The following is a 17175-nucleotide window of genomic DNA, read 5'->3' on the forward strand; positions in this document are numbered from 1 at the left end:
GGCTACTTCCCTTTCTGCGAAAATCCATAGGGACAGTGGCGACAGCCGGACTGACAGCAATGACCGCGCTTTTTATGGAAAAGCTCCGTCATCACCTGATAGCCGGTTTCAGGATCAATATAAAAATCCTGGCCCTTTTCGCAGGCTTTCTTGTGGGCTTCTTCTATCTTACTTTTGCTGGTTTTTGCATCACTCATTATAAAAAAAGGGGCCTTTTAAGCCCCTTTTCCATAGTTTTACGATTAATACGCTGAATTAACGGATATCTTGTAACGAAACAGATACCATCGTAGAAACCCCACGCTCTTGCATCGTCACGCCGTACAACTTACCCGCCACTTCCATGGTGTGTTTGTTATGCGTAACAACGATGATTTGCGAACGTTTTGCCATCTCACGAACAAGGTCGTTGAAACGGAAGACGTTGGCGTCATCAAGTGGAGCATCAACCTCATCCAGTAAGCAATAAGGAGAAGGTTTCACGAGGAAGATCGAGAAGACAAGAGCAACCGCAGTCAACGCTTTCTCACCACCCGACATCAAAGACACGTTCTGCATCTTCTTGCCCGGAGGTTTCGCGATGATCTCGATACCCATTTCGCCTTTTTCAACATCTTCATGCAATTCCAACTTCGCTTCACCACCGCCGAACAAGACAGGGAAGACGCGAGTGAAACGGTCGTTAACCAAATCAAACGTCTCTTTGAAACGCTTCGAACAGATTCTGTTGATACGATCGATCACTTTGCGGAGTTGCTCTTTCGCCTCAGTCAAATCTGCGTGCTGCTTTGTGAGGAACTCATAACGTTGAGCCGTCTCTTCGTACTCTTCGATGGCTGACAAGTTCACTTCGCCAATCTTCGCGATCTTCTCACGAAGATCTTTCAATTGAGCTTCAGCCTCAGAAGGATCCCCCTCACGGCCTTGATACTTGTCTGCCACGTCTGAAAGGATCAGCATGTAACGCTCGCGCATTTGATCGACGAGGTACTGCTCTTTCATCCGAGCTTGTTCCAATTTCAATTGAGCATCATTCATACGAGACTGACGTTCATTGCGGGCCCGTTGAGACTCCGCCAATTGATCTGCCATCTCTTGAATTTGCGCGGCCATTTGCTCGTACGTGTCTTTTTCGATTGAAAGGTTTGCTTTCAACTCTTCGACCATACGGATGTCGCGTTCAAATTCGATTTTCTTTTCTTCGAGATTCATCTGACTGTCGGTCATCTGAGTCGAGTACATTTGCGATTCTTCGCTCATGCGAGAAAGCTGCAAATCCAATTCGCTCAAAGACTTGTTCACCATTTCCAACTGACGAAGAACGCCGTTGTACTCTTGAGTTCTAGACACAGACTTCACTTGAAGGTCACGAACTTCAGCTTGCAAACCATCAAAGCCCATACGAGTGCTTGTCAGCTCTTCGTTCAGCTTTTGAGTTTGTTCTTCCAAAGTCGTTTTCTTGATGCGCGCCTCTTCGAGGTTTGTCATCAGGTCTTGCAAACGAGCTTCTTGTTGCTCGACTTGCTCAGTGATTTTACGCAATTCACGTTCTTGGCGCTCGACCGCGTACTGAGCATTTTGCAATTCATTTTCAGAGCGTTCCAAGTCCTTACGGAGCTCAGTCACTTTGATTTCTTGTTCAATTTTACGCTTTTGTGCGCCTTCGAAGTCGTTCACAACATTGGCAAGTTGTTCTTCGACTTTTTTCAACGCCTGCTGAGCCAACGCAAGCTTACCAGCCCATTCGTTTTTCTTGTCAGTGAGTTCTTTGATCTCGCGACGGCGTTTCAAAACGCCAGAGTCCGCAGATTCAACAGAACCACCCGTGAGCATGCCGTCCGCAGACAACGTGTCACCGTCCACAGTTACGAATGTCCAGCCTTCGTATTTTGCACGAAGGTTTAATGCTGTACGGATCGAATCAACGATCGCAACACCGTCCAACAAGTAACTCACTGTATTTTTATACTTATCATTGGCGCGAACCACATCTTTAAGGATGGCTTGAACGCCCGACTCAGATGCCGGAGCTGCTGCCAAAGATTTATGGCCTGTTTCGCTTGCTGACATGAAGCTAGAGCGGCCCGATTTGTCTTCTTTCAAATGCTCAACAGCTTCAACCGCTTTTGCGTTGTCCGCGGAAAGAAGCATTTGCAAACGAGAACCCAATGCCGCTTCCATCGCCACTTCGTACTCGCTTGGTACTTCGACAACTTCAGAAACCGGCTGGAACACAACAGAACCGTCTGCTGTGATTTCTTGGTACTTCGTTTTCTGCCAAAGCATGACGTTCTTCACGCCCTCTTGGAAGCCTTCGAAGTTTGAGTGCAAGTTTTCCAAACCGTACAAACGAGAAGTGACTTCATTGAGTTGATCTTTGAACTCTTCAACTTCCGCTTTTTTAACGGCTGCTTGTTCTGTGAGGATCTTTTTATTGGCTTCGAAAGACTCGAAGTCGTTCGCCAGATCCAATTGCATTTGGCGTTCTTTTTCTAATTCATTGAATACTTTGCGGCGACGGCCTTCGAACTCCACGTGTTTTTCGCGAAGTTCGTTCACCACCAACTGTTCGTTGGCTTCGCGGTCTTTGATATCCGCGATTTGCGCTTGCAAAGAGTTGACGCGAGCATCGAGTGAAGACTCTGTCTGGCCGACAGCGAAGAGCTCGCGGCGCTTTTCAGTCAATTCGTCATCAACAACCGTGATACGAGACTGAGAGTTTTCAAAGATCTCATTTTTCTCATTATATTGAGCTGTCAAAGTCTCAGATTCTTCTTTCAAAGCCTCTGTTTGAGAGTTCAACTGAGTTTGATCGCGTTGCAAAAGCTCACGACGAGCTTGCTGTTCTTGCAAGATCGTCCCAGTCATTTGCTCATTGCGACGAGCTTGTTCGATTTCGAAACGAAGCTCTTGGATTTCCATTTCTTTTTTCTGAGTGGTTTGTTGCTTGTCGTAGTACTGAGCTTGAACGACTTCTACTGCTTTTTCTTTTTCAAGAATTTGCAATTTCAGAGTTTCAAACTGAGCTTGTAAAGACGATACATTTGTTTCGCCTTCGACTTCCATGCTTTGAGCTTCGTCAAAGATGCGCTGAGCTTCGTCAGCCACTTTACGAAGTTCGTTGTACTGGATAGAGCTCAACCACAAATCGAGGTCTTCGATTTGGTTCTTCAAATTGCGATAGCGCTCAGCACGCTGAGCCTGACGTTGCAAAGAATCGATCTGGCGTTTTAATTCGCCGATGATGTCTTGCAAACGCACTAGATTCTGATCCGTCGCTTGAAGTTTTCTTTGTGATTCACGCTTACGAACTTTGAACTTTGTAATACCCGCAGCTTCTTCGATCAGCGTACGGCGCTCTTCAGGTTTCGCAGTGATGATTTTACCGATCATCCCCTGAGCGATGATAGAGAAACCTTTAGAACCAGCACCCGTGTCCATGAAGATCTCTTGCACGTCTTTCAAACGTGAAGGCTCTTTATTGACGAAGTATTCCCCCTCACCGTTTCTGTGAAGACGACGAGTCACCATAACTTCAGAGTGTTTAATGTATTTCGCTGGGAAAGGACCCCCGTCGTTCTCGAGAGTCAAAGACACTTCACACATACCCAGTGGAGCGTAACCGTCAGCACCGGCAAAGATAACGTCCGTCATTGTAGAGCCGCGAAGATCCTTCGCAGACATCTCACCCATAACCCACATCAATGCATCTACGATGTTTGATTTTCCGCAACCGTTTGGTCCGACGATGCCTGTAATACCAGCATCAAAATGAATCACTGTGCGGTCTTTGAACGATTTAAAACCTACGAGTTCAATCTTCTTGATTCTCAATTTAGTGTCCCCTTCCACCTTCGCTACAGCTTCGGAGGACTGGCGTCCGTCGTGCTGAATAGCAAACAAGCCCTTGGTCTGGTTAGACCAAAGACCCATTAACTGTCGCTAGGGATTGGGACTGTGTCAATCAAAGCCTACTAAACAGCCCCTGCAAGCTGAAAAGTTCAGCAGAGTTAGCGACCGATTTGTGCAACGCGTTTGCTGCGCCGCTATGTTTACTTCTTATTTACCGGCGATTTGCCCACGAAGACGGATATTCGCAGGAGCCCTAGATCGCAGAATAGGCCTCACTGGCCCATTTGCAAATGGCAGCATGTTGCTTACGCTCGCTCTGGTGATGACGCGGCCACCACACACAGACTTTTCGATCCATTTGGATCTTGATCGGAACTTCGATCAACCGGCGCAGTTTCAAGTCATCGCTGACGAGCGCTTTCGGCACAAGACTCCAGCCAAGGCCGTTGATGACGGCGGAGCGCACGCCGATGAGATTATCAAAGGTTAGCGATACCATCGGATCATAACCCAGCTCTTCATTCAAAAAGACGGCGGGATTTAATTCGCGATGACGAACGAGTGGAATTTCGCGCAGATCCTCGACGCTCAGTGAACGCGAAGAACGTTTTAAGCGGCCCGGCGCCATCACGAGCGACCACAATTCGGGCTGCAACTGCTTGTGAGCAATCGAAGGATTCTCTGGAGCATGACAAGCAACGACGAAATCACACTCGCCTGAGAGCAAAGATTTTTCTAATCCCTGATCCGGCGTCAGATATTGAATCTGGGCGCGCCCGCCGAAAAGTTTCTGTAAATCATGCGACGCTGGAATCAGCACCTGTTCAGCAAACCACGCTGTGGAAGCAATTCTTAAGTGGATAGAGGATCGTAATATTTCTTGCTGGCTCAGAATACTTTCTTGAGTCCACGCAGCGACGGCCTGCCCTTCTTGCGTTAGTCTCCACTTACCGTCGGTCTTCGCGAGAAGCCCATGCTCTTTGGCAATACGCTGGATCTTGCGAAGCAGACCTCCGGCGTCGCAATGGAGCCACTCGGCAGCTCCTCGGAGGGTTGAGCTCCGTTGGAGGGCTACTAATATAAGACAATCATCGGGGGCGATCGTGTATTTGTTCATGTTGATGTTTATACAACACAGACGTTGATAAATATCAACATACAAAGTCTGTGGCGTCGCTTAGTCCTTTTGTATGGAGGATAATATGATTAAAACATTACGTACTACGATGATGACTTTGGTTCTTTTCGCATCTACCGCGAGTTTCGCGGGCGGCATCTTGTGCAAGCAGTGCCCGGTTGAAAGCGACCAATGTGTTCCAGTGAACTGCCCCAGTGCCACAAAAGGATCTCAGGCAAAATGCACAAACGATTCTGCCATCAACGACTTCCTAAAACCTGTTGTGAAAACAGCTGCGGGAGTCTGTTGTTCAGATTTGGAAGTGCAAGGCTGCTTCAAAGGTTGCTAGCGTTCCCGATTGTTCGTGTTCCACGTTGTTATCGGAAATTCGATTTGGCTTTCATTTAGGAACACCCTCTTGACCCCCGTCGGAGGCGAGCCTAACTAACTTCAAATGTTATCAACATAACTCAAGGAGAAAATATGAAAGCACTTATTGCAGCTTTGGTAATGATGACTGTTTCTGCAAGCGCATTTGCTCAAGACGCTTACTCCACTCGCGAAGAGCTTCCTGCAGGTTCTGTGGTTGAAGCTTTGATCAGCAAAGACGGCAAGCCGGTTTGCCCTAAAGGCGAAACAGCTTTGAAAAAATATTGCTGGAGCAAGCAAAAGCATTGGTTCGTTCAGTGCGGCTGGTACTGCAATCCAAATCCAGAACCAGGTGATCACTAGATCTGAATAAAAAAGCCCCGGCTCATCACCGGGGCTTTTTTAATGCGTGACCTCTTTTGCTGAAAGCGGGATCGGTTTCGTTTCTTCACCGAGAATTTTGAGCGCCTCTTGCAAATCTTTTTCATGGCGATGCCCTTCCAGGCGATGAGTCAAACTATAGGCACAAGGAACCACCAACAAAGTTAAGAAGGTCGAAACGGCCACACCCCCCACAACCGCAATACCCATCGGACGAATCACTTCCGCACCCGAGCCCGTGGCAAAGGCTTCAGGAATAGCCCCGGCAATTGTTGCAATGGACGTCATCAAAATCGGGCGCAGACGCAATGGGCAGGCTTCGAGCAAAGCCTCGGTAACTTCGAGGCCTTCTTTGCGTTTACGATTGGTAAAATCGACAAGCAAAATCGAGTTCTTTTTTACGATCCCCATCAGCAGCAGCATGCCGATCAAGCTATAGATGTTGATAGATGTATCGGTCAGCCACATCCCGAGCAAAGCGCCCGTGATCGAAAAAGGCAAGGCCAGCAAAATCACCACCGGATGCAAGAAGCTATTGAATTGGCTCGCAAGAACCATGTAGGCGACAAAAATCCCCAGTACCAGGGCCACCATCAAACTGCGGAAGGACTCGGTGAAGGCCTGCGAACTTCCCGAAAGCAGCAAGTGATAACCCGGTGGCAAAACTTCTTTGCCAAGTTTTTCGACATAGGCCATCACTTCGGCCTGAGACTTTCCAGGCGCGAAATTTCCGAAAACTCCGATGGCCCGTTCCCGGTTATAGCGAGTGATGGTTAGGAGCGTGCTGCTATCTTGGATTTTTATCACCGCCGCCAGAGGCACAATTTCCCCTTGGGCATTGCGCACCCAGATTTTTTTAATATCGTCAGCCGTTAGATTTTCCCCAGGATCGAGTTTGATTTGAATATCGTCGCGGTGACCGGAGGCATCGGTGTATTTATTCGGCAGAAGCTTCATTCCACCCACCATAGCGGCGACTGCATTTGAGATCGTAGAAACGCTCACTCCACGCGCAGCGGCCGCATCACGATCCGGAATGATTTCGGACTGAGGCATATTCGGATTGTAGTCACTATCCACGTCCGCCATGTATCCCGAAGCAACCAGGCGCTTGCGCATTTCCAACGAAAGCTCCGCAAGTTTATTCCAGTCCGGGCCCTGCAACTCAAACTCAACCGGATATCCACGCTGAGCGCTAAACCCAGTCAATGATAAATCGAGAATCGCCACCCGCTGCACGCCATTGATTTTTGCAAGTTCCGTGCGGAGGTATCCCATAAATTCTTGCTGAGTCGGACGCTTCTTAAAGGGCGCCGCCACCGGGCGATCGCCGGGATCCTTCATCGTGACAAAGGAAATACCTTGATTCACCAAACCACCGCCAAAGCCCCCCACTGCCACATAGTAAGAGTCAATTTCGGGACGAGATTTATACAGAACCTCCGCTCGGCGAAAGACGGTATCGGTGTAAGATATCGACGAGCCCATTTCAGTGTAAAGTGTCACCAAAAAGCGGCTTTGATCCTGTGGAGGTAAAAATTCTTTTCTTAAGCCGCCAATAGTAAGCAGCGACACGATAAAAAATCCGGTCGCGACAGCCAGGACCGTCCATCGCCAATTCAAGCAAAGACGCAAAGTTTTTTTATAAAAGCCCGAAAGAATTTCCATCCCTTGGCTGACTTTATGGGTGACCACGTTTTCACGTCCGACTTGTAGAAACTGCGAACAACGCATAGGCGCGAGAGTCAGAGCCTCTAGGAGTGAAAGCGACACGGCAGTCGCCATGGTGATACCGAATTGAAAGAAGAACTTACCGATAATTCCCTGCATGAAAACCACGGGCACAAAGATCGCAAGAATTGCCAAAGAAGCCGCCACGGCGGCGCCGGTGATTTCGCGGGCTCCGATGAGGGCGGCCAGTACGCGGTTTTTACCTTCTTCAAAGTGGCGTGTGATATTCTCCAGCACCATGATCGCGTCATCCACGACGATTCCCACCGAAAGCGACAGCGCCATCAGCGTAAAGGTGTTAATCGTAAAACCAAGAAAGTGTAAAATTAAAAATGAACCGATCAAGGAAACGGGAATCGCCAAAATCACGTTAAACGCTGAGCTGAAATTTCCAAGGAATAGATAACACACAAGGGCTGTCAGCAACACCGCCATCCCCAAGGTGCGCAACAACTCCGCAATGGCGTCTTGAATAAACACCGTCGTATCGGCAACGACTGCCATCTCGGTCCCCTTCGGCAAGGACGGCGCCAGTTGCTTTAATTTCTTTTTCACGTTGTCGGCGATTTCAACCGCGTTGGTTCCGTGCTGTTTAATAACACCCACACCAATGGTCGGCTGAATCCCGTCATAGCGGGAAATTCTGCGAATTTCGTCCGTCCCCTCTTCACAGGTCGCGACTTGTTTAATGCGGATTTGCCGCCAGACCGGCAAGCCCAAGCGAGTTGGAATCGTCAGATTGTTACATTGCTCAGCGTTTGTGAACTCGGACTGAACCCGGATGAAGTTTTCTTTTTCGCCTAAATCCTGATATCCCGTTGGAACAAGCTGATGCTCATTATTGATGGCTGCGATGACATCCTCGGAGGTTATTTCCAGATCATACATTTTTTTCGAATGCAGCCAGATCCTCATCTGGGGATCAACATAACCACCAAGAGCCACGTCACCGACTCCGGAAATGGTTGTGATAGTGTCTTTCAAATGATCGCGCACAAATAAAGCCAGCTCGCGCAGCGTTCCCGTGCGACTATAAACCGCCGTCCACATAATCGGCTGATCGTTAGGATTGGTTTTTGTAATGATCGGCGGATCGATGGTTTGCGGTAAGTTCTTTTGGGCCTGCGAGATTTTGGTCTGAACTTGTTGTAAGGCTACATTGATATCCTGATCCAAATGGAATTGGATCACAATCTGTGTCGAGCCTAGCTGCGAAGTCGATTGCACGTGATCAACTCCGTCGACACTCATCACCGCATCCTCGATCACGTCCGCAACCGAAGACTCCATCACATCCGGCGAAGCGCCGGCCCAGGTGACGGTGACAGTCACAACTGGAAAATCCACATCCGGCAGCTGGCTAATCCCCATGAGAAAATAGGAAATCGTGCCAAAGACCAAAAGCCCCGCCATCAGCATCCATGCAAAGACAGGCCTTTTAATCGAGATATCCGAAAGAGTCATAGATTTCTACTTTGCTCGGCAAAGCTCCATCAATGGAACGAGTTTGTTTGGGTGAACTATACGACGGATCACGCCACCGCCGCCGATTTGTGAAACTTTACAGGCGCGAATATCTGCGAACTTGTCCAAAATCAAAGAACGGTTCAATGTCACACGCTGCGAATCCAGATCGATCTGCGCCTGTAAACGCGCCACCGATGCCTGCGCGAGCGAGTTCGCGGCAGTCAGAACATGCAGAAGATCCGTGGTACCAAGTGTGTACTGGGTTAAGTAGGCATTATAGGCTCTCTTAAAATTGTTTTCAGCATCCGTGGCGGACACCAATTGCTGCTTCGCCGATCGCACCGAGGCCAGGGCTGATTCCAGAATCTGCGCCTGCTCTTGCACCACCGCCTGACGGCGCAAGTACATATCTTGAATATTGAGATTACTCAGAGTGATGTTGGGAAAATAGCCAAAACCAAAATTAAATGATCCTTCGCCGACAACCTTTCCGAAAGAAACTCCGCCGCCTTGGCCACTACTCTGAGCGCTGACGGTGGCGCCGTTGAAGAAACTAAAAACTTTGCTCCACTTATCTGCCTTGGCTGCTAAAATGAGTGCATCGATTTGCGCCATTTCCGGTGCTTTCTTTAAAACTGTCGGTAACAAACTTTCTGCGTCGGCATTCTCGTAGCCATCAACCCGGTCCGGATGAAGAAGATCAAAACGGATATCAACACTCAGATCAAGTCCCAGCATTTGCCGGATAGAGGCTCGCTCCTGCGCGATCAACTCTTCAAACTGGCCGACTTGAGTTTTCATCATCGAAGTCTGTGCTTGAGCAGAATAGAGATCCGTGGTCGGACGAAGTCCCAGCTTCACCGCGAGATCGACATTGTTTTGAATATCTAAGAGATTCTTATACTGAGAATACAAAACGTCTCGCAAAGCAAAGTCGCCAACGATGGTCATATAGAGTGAATAGGCCGAGGCATATTCATTGAGTTGCAAAATATAGTAGGATTTTACTTCGGCATTTAGAAGGTGCTGGCTTTCACGCAGATTGATCCAATTGCTGGGTAACAAGAACGGCAACAGGAACACCGCAGAGGCTAGAGAAAAACCGCCGCCGCTCACTCCTATACCGAGATTCAACGAAGGCAATAACTGTGCTCTGGCAAGATCAACATTCACTTTTGCTTTGTAAACATTGTTGAGCTCTTGAAGAAGATTATTGTTCTGCGCCAGAAGTAGAGTTTGTAAAGATTGAGGATTGACCCGCACTGTCTTCACCGCCATCGGCCCTACATCGTCTCCTGCGAAAGCGGATTGCACTCCCAAACTCAAAGTCAGCACACACGGAATGATTCTTCGTCTAAACATGTCGCCCCCGCGTTGGAGATTGGGACGACTTTTCCCCACTGTCAAATCCGGGTTGTATCCTGAAAACGCGAAGAAATAGTTGCGCCTTGCAATTACAAAGTTGTGCTAGCGTGAGGTCACAAGGACATTATTATGAAAAGGTTTTTCGTCTTAAGCATGCTTTTTCTATCGGTGGCTCATGCCCAAGCGCCGGTACAAGACCTGAGCATTCACGATGCTGTCCAGCTTGCTATAGAAAATAATCCGTCTTTCCGTCAGTCCCTCGAAAAAATCACGCAGACTGAAACTGAAGTTCCTTTGGCCCGAGCTCTGATTTTTCCAACCCTCACTGCGGTGGGTGATGCTCAGCGGGTTAAAGATGCCAATCTCAATCAAGCTCCGCGCTTTGACGGCAAGCCTTTTAATCAATACGACGCGTCCTTAAGGTTGACACAAATTGTTTTTCAAATGGGAACCTTGTCGGGCATCAGTGCGGCACAAAAAGACGTGGGCATTAGCAAACTCAATGCCCAAATCTCGGCCCGCAATCTGATGAGTGCGACCATTCAAGCCTACTATCAAGTAGTGCTCAGCTCCCGCAACATTGAAACTCTGCTTCGCCAACAACGTATCGTAAAAGAATCTTTAGGTGTGGCTCAGCACAGAGAGCGTAACGGCCGTGGCCAGCTCTTAGATGTTTTACAAGTAAAGACACAGCTAGCTCTGCTTGACGGCCAGATCGCAACAGCCCGCAATCAACTAGCTATTGCCGTTGCAAATCTTGCCAATACCATCGGAGGAACAACGAAGAATTTGATCCGTGTAAAAGATCACTTAGAGGCCCCGGATATTACTGAAGTCGATCAGGATGTGGATCTTAAAAACTATACGATCCCGGAAATCGAATCGGATCTCCTTTCGATCCAGCGTATTGATGATCAACGTCAGGTCATGTGGGGGCAAAACCTGCCTAATATAAGCCTTTTTGGTAATTATAATTTTACCAACTACAAACAGTCCGATCTTTTTGATGATAGTGCGAATTCTTGGAACTTTGGCTTACAGCTCACGATTCCTCTGTTCTCGGGTCTCTCGACGATTTATCAGAACCGTTCTTTACTGTCGCAGCGTCTGCAATTGGAGTTCGATAAGAAAAACGTCGAGAACCAAGTGGCCTATCAACAGATCACCAGCCGCAAAAACCTCGAGACTGCCAAAGACTCCATTGTCACCGGTATCGACGCCCTTAAATTGGCGGAGGCTTCTTCAAATGAAGCTCGCCGCAATTTTCGTAATGCAACCATCGACTTCGTTCAGCTCCTTACGGTGGAACAATCCTTCGTTCAAGCCGAGCAAACCCTCAACGCCTCTCGCTATAATTACATTACGGCATTGGCAAACTATTATGCGGCCTCTGGGCAGGACATGGCCAAGCTTGTGGCGCTGTTAGAAAGGACCAACAAATGACGCGCATGAAGTCCTTACTGATATTCTTGCTATGGATCGCGGGTTCGACCGTCCTAGCCGCCGCGAAGACTCCGACAGACATTGTCGTGCCTATTCCGCAAAGCGAGATCGTCTATCCAGAAAGTCTGACAACGCCGCCGCCGCCGATCTCGAACTATTTTTTTCAGCTTCAAGTCTCGTCATGGGCTCCGAACCAGATTCTCCAGCCCAGTTACTTGCCAAACACAACGGGCTTCAAAAGCATTTCACCGCAGTTTTCTCTGCTGATGGGAAGCCCCTTGAGTGAAGGCGAAATCGTTCGCTGGACCACCCTCATGGGAGTTTCCTATGTCGAAATGCAACGCTCAGGAACCCTTGGCTATGACGTGAATGCGTTTACGGTGTCGCAGAATCTCAACCTGTATCAATTGCAGCTCGGAGTTGAAGCGACTTTTAAAAAAATATTTAAAGATCAACTGCATCCTCTGATCGGACTGAGTTTAAACCCCACTTGGAGCCAAGCCCCGGCTTCAGAATTTAACGATGGCATCAGTCAAGTGGACTGGCTCGTGCGTATGACGGCCGGTATCTCTTGGAGCTTTCCTAAGTTTGCCGCTTCCATCGGCCTTGCTGACACATCTCTTTTGTTAGGAGCGGAGGCTACGAAAAACATCAGCGCCGAGGATTACTCCGGATCCGGGTTGTGGATCGCGACCCGGGTGAATTGGCACTAAAGAATTAATTATAAGGAGCTTTTTATGAAAACCCTTCTCTTCCTTCTTCTCGCCTCAATGCTCGGGCTACTGGCTTGTAGCAAAGATCAATCTTTGGATGATTACAAACAAACGCGCCTTAATCAGAACTTAGCTCAGCTCCAAGCCGTTCAGGGACGTTATTCAGGGATCATGACTTCAAAGCGCAATGGAAAAACTCTGGGTGCTTTGCAGTTAACCTTGAAAGCCACCACTCAAGTTCAGCCGAGTCCCGATGAATCGAAAGCCACAGCTCAGCCGGTGCTTGTTGCCAACGTCGACTTTCAAGGCGCCTCTCGCATTTCAGTCGTCGCACAGAATAGTTATTTTGATCCCAACAGTGGTAAGTTTCAGGCAAATATCCCGGTTCAAGAAACCGATGCCTCTGGCCAAACTCAAACTGAAAACATCAGCATCACCGCCGCTATTCAAAACGGCGCAATCTCAGGAACTCTCGAGGCCGCCGGCTATTCCGATTATGGCAGCACCTTTCTGCTAACCAGAGACGGCCGGGATATTGGAGCCCTCGCCGGGGAATCCGATATCGATCCAAGCACCGTGTTTACGCAAAAAAACTACGTGGGTACGACCCAGTTTGCCGATGGAACATCGAAAGCGGTGGTGATGATTTTATTAAAGCCGCCGACGACTTCGGAAATTGATTTTTTAAGCCTGCTAACGCCTGAGCGCGCCCTTCAGATCAATCTCAACTATGGTAATGGCGCCCATATTATTTTTAACAATGGCACCTGGGATCAGCGCACCGGAAGTCTGACTGGTCAAACACCTCTGTCACGCACCCTGATTCCTGGAGACAATACCAGCACTCAGACAATCACCTTATACCTGAACCCTTGTCAGGTGTCCCAAGACACGACTCGCATTGATTGCTCGATCTCAACCAGCAGTTCGCAAGGTCCCGTCGCGCACCTGCAATTGCAAGCAAGTTCCAGTTCAAACCAAGAACCACCGCAAGATAAAAACAGCCAAGTTGATGCCGTCATTCGCGTCTATAATGGCTCGGCGCAGTTAACTCCGGGGGCGTCGTGGATTCCAGCGACGATGAATGTGGTCGATCCGGCGCAAACTCGCATGCAAGAGATTACGGATCTGCTTTTCCCTCCTTCAGAGAAAATCCTGCAAGTGTCTATTTCTTTTCCGGGCGCACAAGTCGGTATCAGTTTTCCGACCACAAAATGGGATGTGAACCGGCAGACCTTAGATGCGAATCAGACCATGGTTGTCGACAATCAATCCAACAATCTTTCGCTGTCCTGTCAGAACTTTGGCTTCTCGGCCACTAAGTATTCATTTACTTGTACGTACATAAGCAGTCTCAGGAGCACTTATGTCCAATTTAAGTTTGTTTCCAAATGAGGAAGCCGGATTTGATATTTCAGCACTAATGATCGAGATCATCCCGCGCACGATGCGCGAGATCCGTCGTCATAGCTCTTTCCAAGAAGCTTCTTTAAGCGTTGTTCAGTTTCGCGTGCTTGCGAGACTCTGGCATGGAACCTATACCAATAAAGAACTGGCCGATGATATTGGGCTGAGTGTGGCAGCGATGTCCCGGCTGATCACTGGCCTAGTTCGCCGTGAACTGCTCATTCGCACCGAAAACCCTGACAATCGCCGTGAAATGAAAATTAATCTGACAGAACACGGGCAAAAACTATTTCAAGATATCCGCGGAACCACCAGCCGAAGACTCGGCGAGCGGCTGCAGATGCTTTCGCCCGCAGAGCGCAGCGATTTACGCCGCGCTCTTATGCTGATTTCAAGGACCCTTTTAAGTTCATCAAAGCGAGATGTATGAACATCTCGCAGAACCTGGCACCTTAGTGCAATTTCTTGCTCATCAAAGTTGCGCGAGCCGCTGCCAAACGAGCAATCGGTACGCGGAATGGAGAACAAGAAACGTAGTCCAAACCGACAGAGTTAAAGAACTCGATAGAATCTGGATCACCACCGTGCTCACCGCACACGCCGACTTTCAAGTGCGGCTTAGAGCGACGGCCCAATTCAGTAGCCGTGCGAACCAAAGAACCTACGCCGACCTTATCGATCGTCACGAATGGATCTTTGGCGAAGATCCCGTTGCTCACGTAAGAGCCCAAGAATCTGCCGGCATCGTCACGAGACAAGCCGAGCGCTGTTTGCGTCAGGTCATTCGTACCGAAGCTGAAGAAGTCTGCACAGTCTGCAATCGCATCCGCAGTCACAGCCGCACGTGGAAGCTCGATCATTGTACCAACGAGGTAGTCGAACTTCACACCCTTCTCTCTTTGCACTTTTTCTACTTCAGCCACAGTCAAACCACGAAGCATTTCGAGTTCTTTGTCTGTCGCAATGAGTGGAATCATGATTTCTGGAACAAGCTTCTTACCCGCCTTCACCATTTCAGCTGCAGCTTCAGCAATCGCACGAACCTGCATTTGATAGATTTCAGGGTAAGTGATCGCCAAACGGCAACCACGGTGACCCAACATTGGATTGAACTCGTGCAAAGATTTAACTTTCGCGCGGAGTTTATCAACGTCATAGCCAATGCGACCTGCAAGCTCGATCATTTCTTTATCTGTGTGAGGAACAAACTCGTGCAATGGTGGATCCAAGAGACGGATTGTCACTGGCAAGCCATCCATGATTTTGAAAAGCTCGTGGAAGTCTGAACGCTGCATTGGCAAAAGTTTCGCCAAAGCTTTTTCGCGCTCTTGCTTACTTTCAGCCAAGATCATTTCACGAACAGAATCGATACGATCAGCGCCGAAGAACATGTGCTCAGTACGGCAAAGACCGATACCTTCAGCCCCGAACGTACGAGCTGTTTGCGCGTCTTTCGGAGTGTCTGCGTTCGTGCGAACTTTCAAGCGGCGAGTTTTATCAGCGATTTTCATGATGCGTTCAAAGTCTGCATCAAGTTTTGGCTCGATGGTTTTTACTTCGCCCAAGAACACTTCACCCGTACCGCCATCCAAAGTGATCACGTCGCCCTTTTTAAGAACGTAACCTTTCACTTTCATGGTTTCAGAGTTGTAATCGACTTCGACTTCACCGCAACCGGCAACGCAGCACTTACCCATACCGCGAGCAACAACCGCCGCGTGCGATGTCATACCACCGCGAGTAGTAAAGATCCCTTGAGCTGCCACCATCCCGGCGATGTCTTCCGGAGAAGTTTCAATACGCACGAGGATCACTTTTTTGCCTTGCTCTTTCCACTCAACCGCATCTTCCGGAGTGAACACGATTTGACCGTGAACACCGCCCGGGCTTGCTGGAAGACCTTTAGCCAAAATAGTTTTTTGCGCTTTAGGATCCAGTGTCGGATGCAGCAACTGATCCAAAGAAGAAGGATCCAAACGCAAGATCGCATCTTCTTCGCTGATGAGTTTTTCATCGATCATGTCGCAAGCAATTTTCAATGCAGCTTTCGCCGTCCGTTTACCGTTACGAGTTTGCAACATCCAGAGTTTGTCTTTTTCAATCGTGAACTCAATATCCTGCATATCGCGGTAGTGAGCTTCAAGTTTTTTGTAGATCGCAACGAGCTGAGCGTAAGCTTCAGGCATTGCTTCTTCGAGAGATTTTGCGCCCGACTTCGCAGCTGCCGCAATCGTGATCGGCTGCGGAGTACGGATACCAGCAACCACGTCTTCACCTTGAGCATTGATCAAGAATTCGCCGTAGAAAGCTTTGTCACCCGTGCTTGGATCGCGCGTGAACGCCACACCCGTTGCAGAGTCATCGCCCATGTTGCCGAAGACCATCGACTGGATATTCACAGCCGTGCCCCAAGCCGCCGGGATGTCATGAAGTTCACGGTAAGTGATCGCGCGCGGAGTATTCCAAGAATGGAAAACCGCCGAGATCGATCCCCAGAGCTGCTCGTAAGGATCCGCCGGGAACGTACGACCTGTCATTTGGTGAACGAGGTCTTTGAATTTTTTAACCAAGTGTTTGAGGTCATCGACTTGAAGTTCTGTATCGAGTTTATAACCTTTTTCGTCTTTCAGGTCCTCGAGAGTCACTTCAAGCAATGAAGAGTTCATACCCATCACAACATCAGAGTACATCTGAATGAAACGACGGTAAGAATCCCAAGCAAAGCGAGGGTTGTTAGAAGATTTAGCAAGGCCCTCAACCGTTTGATCGTTCAGGCCAAGATTTAAGATTGTATCCATCATGCCCGGCATAGAAGCACGCGCACCCGAACGAACAGAAACCAACAACGGATTGGTAACATCGCCGAATTTTTTGCCGATTTTAGCTTCGACTTTTTTCATCGCTTCCAGAACAGCGGGACGAACCCACTCAGGAAGTTTTCCGCCGGCTTCATAGAAGTGCGCACAGATTTCAGTTGAAATCGTGAAGCCCGGAGGAACCGGAATACCCAACGAAGTCATCTCAGCGAGGTTCGCACCTTTGCCGCCAAGGATGTTCTTCATACCAGCGTTTCCTTCAGAATCGCCAGCTGCAAAAAAATAAACGAACTTTTGTGGCACGGCTGTTTTCGCGCCAGAGCCAGTGGTCGTTGTTTGTGTGTGCATTTTTGTCTCCTGTTATGCGCTCTCACAAGACCATAGGAGATGCTGCGCTATCAAGGATTTTCGTGAACACTTCCGGTCATTTAGCACCTTGTTCCCTAGAGCATTTGCTAAAACACTTGCCACCAAAGCGAGCATCTTTTCCTAGGTGCTTGAATTCACGTGTTTT

The 17175-nt window shown here is 48.7% G+C and carries 12 protein-coding genes; 6 read left to right on the forward strand and 6 right to left on the reverse strand.

All coding sequences use genetic code 11. From position 1 onward, the window contains the following. Positions 1 to 2: 2 nt before the first annotated feature. From JSU04_11175 to JSU04_11185, 3 genes are all read right to left on the reverse strand, one after another. Positions 3 to 197 (reverse strand): hypothetical protein, encoded by a 195-nt coding sequence (locus tag JSU04_11175; protein MBS1970863.1) that lies wholly within the window; start codon positions 195 to 197, stop codon positions 3 to 5. Positions 198 to 255: 58 nt separating this feature from the next. Further along, entirely contained in the window at positions 256 to 3834 is a 3579-nt protein-coding gene (smc, locus tag JSU04_11180; protein MBS1970864.1) for a chromosome segregation protein SMC, read from the reverse strand. Positions 3835 to 4105: 271 nt separating this feature from the next. Further along, positions 4106 to 4969: a LysR family transcriptional regulator gene (locus tag JSU04_11185; GenBank protein MBS1970865.1), complete on the reverse strand. Its 864-nt coding sequence runs from the start codon at positions 4967 to 4969 to the stop codon at positions 4106 to 4108. Positions 4970 to 5054: 85 nt separating this feature from the next. On the opposite strand from JSU04_11185, the gene JSU04_11190 reads away from it, so the two are divergent. Together JSU04_11190 and JSU04_11195 are read left to right on the forward strand one after the other, a co-directional pair. Next, on the forward strand, positions 5055 to 5318 hold the full coding sequence (locus JSU04_11190) for a hypothetical protein (protein ID MBS1970866.1): 264 nt from the start codon (positions 5055 to 5057) through the stop codon (positions 5316 to 5318). A 134-nt stretch (positions 5319 to 5452) separates the two neighbouring features. Further along, on the forward strand, positions 5453 to 5701 hold the full coding sequence (locus JSU04_11195; protein ID MBS1970867.1) for a hypothetical protein: 249 nt from the start codon (positions 5453 to 5455) through the stop codon (positions 5699 to 5701). A 39-nt stretch (positions 5702 to 5740) separates the two neighbouring features. Here the strand turns inward: JSU04_11195 and JSU04_11200 are convergent, their stop codons facing one another. Further along, positions 5741 to 8914 carry an efflux RND transporter permease subunit gene (locus tag JSU04_11200; GenBank protein ID MBS1970868.1) on the reverse strand — a complete coding sequence of 1058 codons (3174 nt, stop codon included), beginning with the start codon at positions 8912 to 8914 and terminating at the stop codon, positions 5741 to 5743. A gap of 6 nt (positions 8915 to 8920) precedes the next feature. Further along, a complete protein-coding gene (locus JSU04_11205) occupies positions 8921 to 10279 on the reverse strand; it encodes a TolC family protein (GenBank protein ID MBS1970869.1) in 1359 nt (452 codons plus the stop codon). A 132-nt stretch (positions 10280 to 10411) separates the two neighbouring features. On the opposite strand from JSU04_11205, the gene JSU04_11210 reads away from it, so the two are divergent. Genes JSU04_11210 through JSU04_11225 form a run of 4 tightly spaced genes read left to right on the forward strand, consistent with a single transcriptional unit; the run spans position 10412 to position 14275 of the window. Then, on the forward strand, positions 10412 to 11725 hold the full coding sequence (locus tag JSU04_11210) for a TolC family protein (protein ID MBS1970870.1): 1314 nt from the start codon (positions 10412 to 10414) through the stop codon (positions 11723 to 11725). Then, a complete protein-coding gene (locus JSU04_11215) occupies positions 11722 to 12438 on the forward strand; it encodes a hypothetical protein (GenBank protein MBS1970871.1) in 717 nt (238 codons plus the stop codon). Before JSU04_11210 ends, JSU04_11215 begins: the two co-directional genes overlap by 4 nt. 24 nt (positions 12439 to 12462) lie before the next feature. Further along, the gene (locus tag JSU04_11220; protein ID MBS1970872.1) at positions 12463 to 13833 is read left to right on the forward strand and encodes a hypothetical protein; all 1371 of its coding nucleotides are present in this window, start codon (positions 12463 to 12465) and stop codon (positions 13831 to 13833) included. Beyond that, positions 13805 to 14275 carry a MarR family transcriptional regulator gene (locus tag JSU04_11225; protein ID MBS1970873.1) on the forward strand — a complete coding sequence of 157 codons (471 nt, stop codon included), beginning with the start codon at positions 13805 to 13807 and terminating at the stop codon, positions 14273 to 14275. Before JSU04_11220 ends, JSU04_11225 begins: the two co-directional genes overlap by 29 nt. A gap of 22 nt (positions 14276 to 14297) precedes the next feature. Here JSU04_11225 and JSU04_11230 read toward each other — a convergent pair whose 3' ends face one another. Further along, positions 14298 to 17009 (reverse strand): pyruvate, phosphate dikinase, encoded by a 2712-nt coding sequence (locus JSU04_11230; GenBank protein ID MBS1970874.1) that lies wholly within the window; start codon positions 17007 to 17009, stop codon positions 14298 to 14300. Positions 17010 to 17175 lie beyond the last annotated feature (166 nt).

The organism is Bdellovibrionales bacterium, from assembly GCA_018266295.1.
Taxonomy (GTDB): Bacteria; Bdellovibrionota; Bdellovibrionia; order Bdellovibrionales; family Bdellovibrionaceae; genus JACMRP01.

What these genes read in the sequence shown, in the direction of transcription:
- JSU04_11185 (MBS1970865.1), bottom strand. Translation starts at nt 4,969, where the DNA reads ATGAACAAATACACGATCGCCCCCGATGATTGTCTTATATTAGTAGCC.
- JSU04_11175 (MBS1970863.1), bottom strand. Translation starts at nt 197, where the DNA reads ATGAGTGATGCAAAAACCAGCAAAAGTAAGATAGAAGAAGCCCACAAG.
- JSU04_11210 (MBS1970870.1), top strand. Translation starts at nt 10,412, where the DNA reads ATGAAAAGGTTTTTCGTCTTAAGCATGCTTTTTCTATCGGTGGCTCAT.
- JSU04_11220 (MBS1970872.1), top strand. Translation starts at nt 12,463, where the DNA reads ATGAAAACCCTTCTCTTCCTTCTTCTCGCCTCAATGCTCGGGCTACTG.
- JSU04_11200 (MBS1970868.1), bottom strand. Translation starts at nt 8,914, where the DNA reads ATGACTCTTTCGGATATCTCGATTAAAAGGCCTGTCTTTGCATGGATG.
- JSU04_11205 (MBS1970869.1), bottom strand. Translation starts at nt 10,279, where the DNA reads ATGTTTAGACGAAGAATCATTCCGTGTGTGCTGACTTTGAGTTTGGGA.
- JSU04_11230 (MBS1970874.1), bottom strand. Translation starts at nt 17,009, where the DNA reads ATGCACACACAAACAACGACCACTGGCTCTGGCGCGAAAACAGCCGTG.
- JSU04_11225 (MBS1970873.1), top strand. Translation starts at nt 13,805, where the DNA reads ATGTCCAATTTAAGTTTGTTTCCAAATGAGGAAGCCGGATTTGATATT.
- JSU04_11215 (MBS1970871.1), top strand. Translation starts at nt 11,722, where the DNA reads ATGACGCGCATGAAGTCCTTACTGATATTCTTGCTATGGATCGCGGGT.
- JSU04_11190 (MBS1970866.1), top strand. Translation starts at nt 5,055, where the DNA reads ATGATTAAAACATTACGTACTACGATGATGACTTTGGTTCTTTTCGCA.
- JSU04_11195 (MBS1970867.1), top strand. Translation starts at nt 5,453, where the DNA reads ATGAAAGCACTTATTGCAGCTTTGGTAATGATGACTGTTTCTGCAAGC.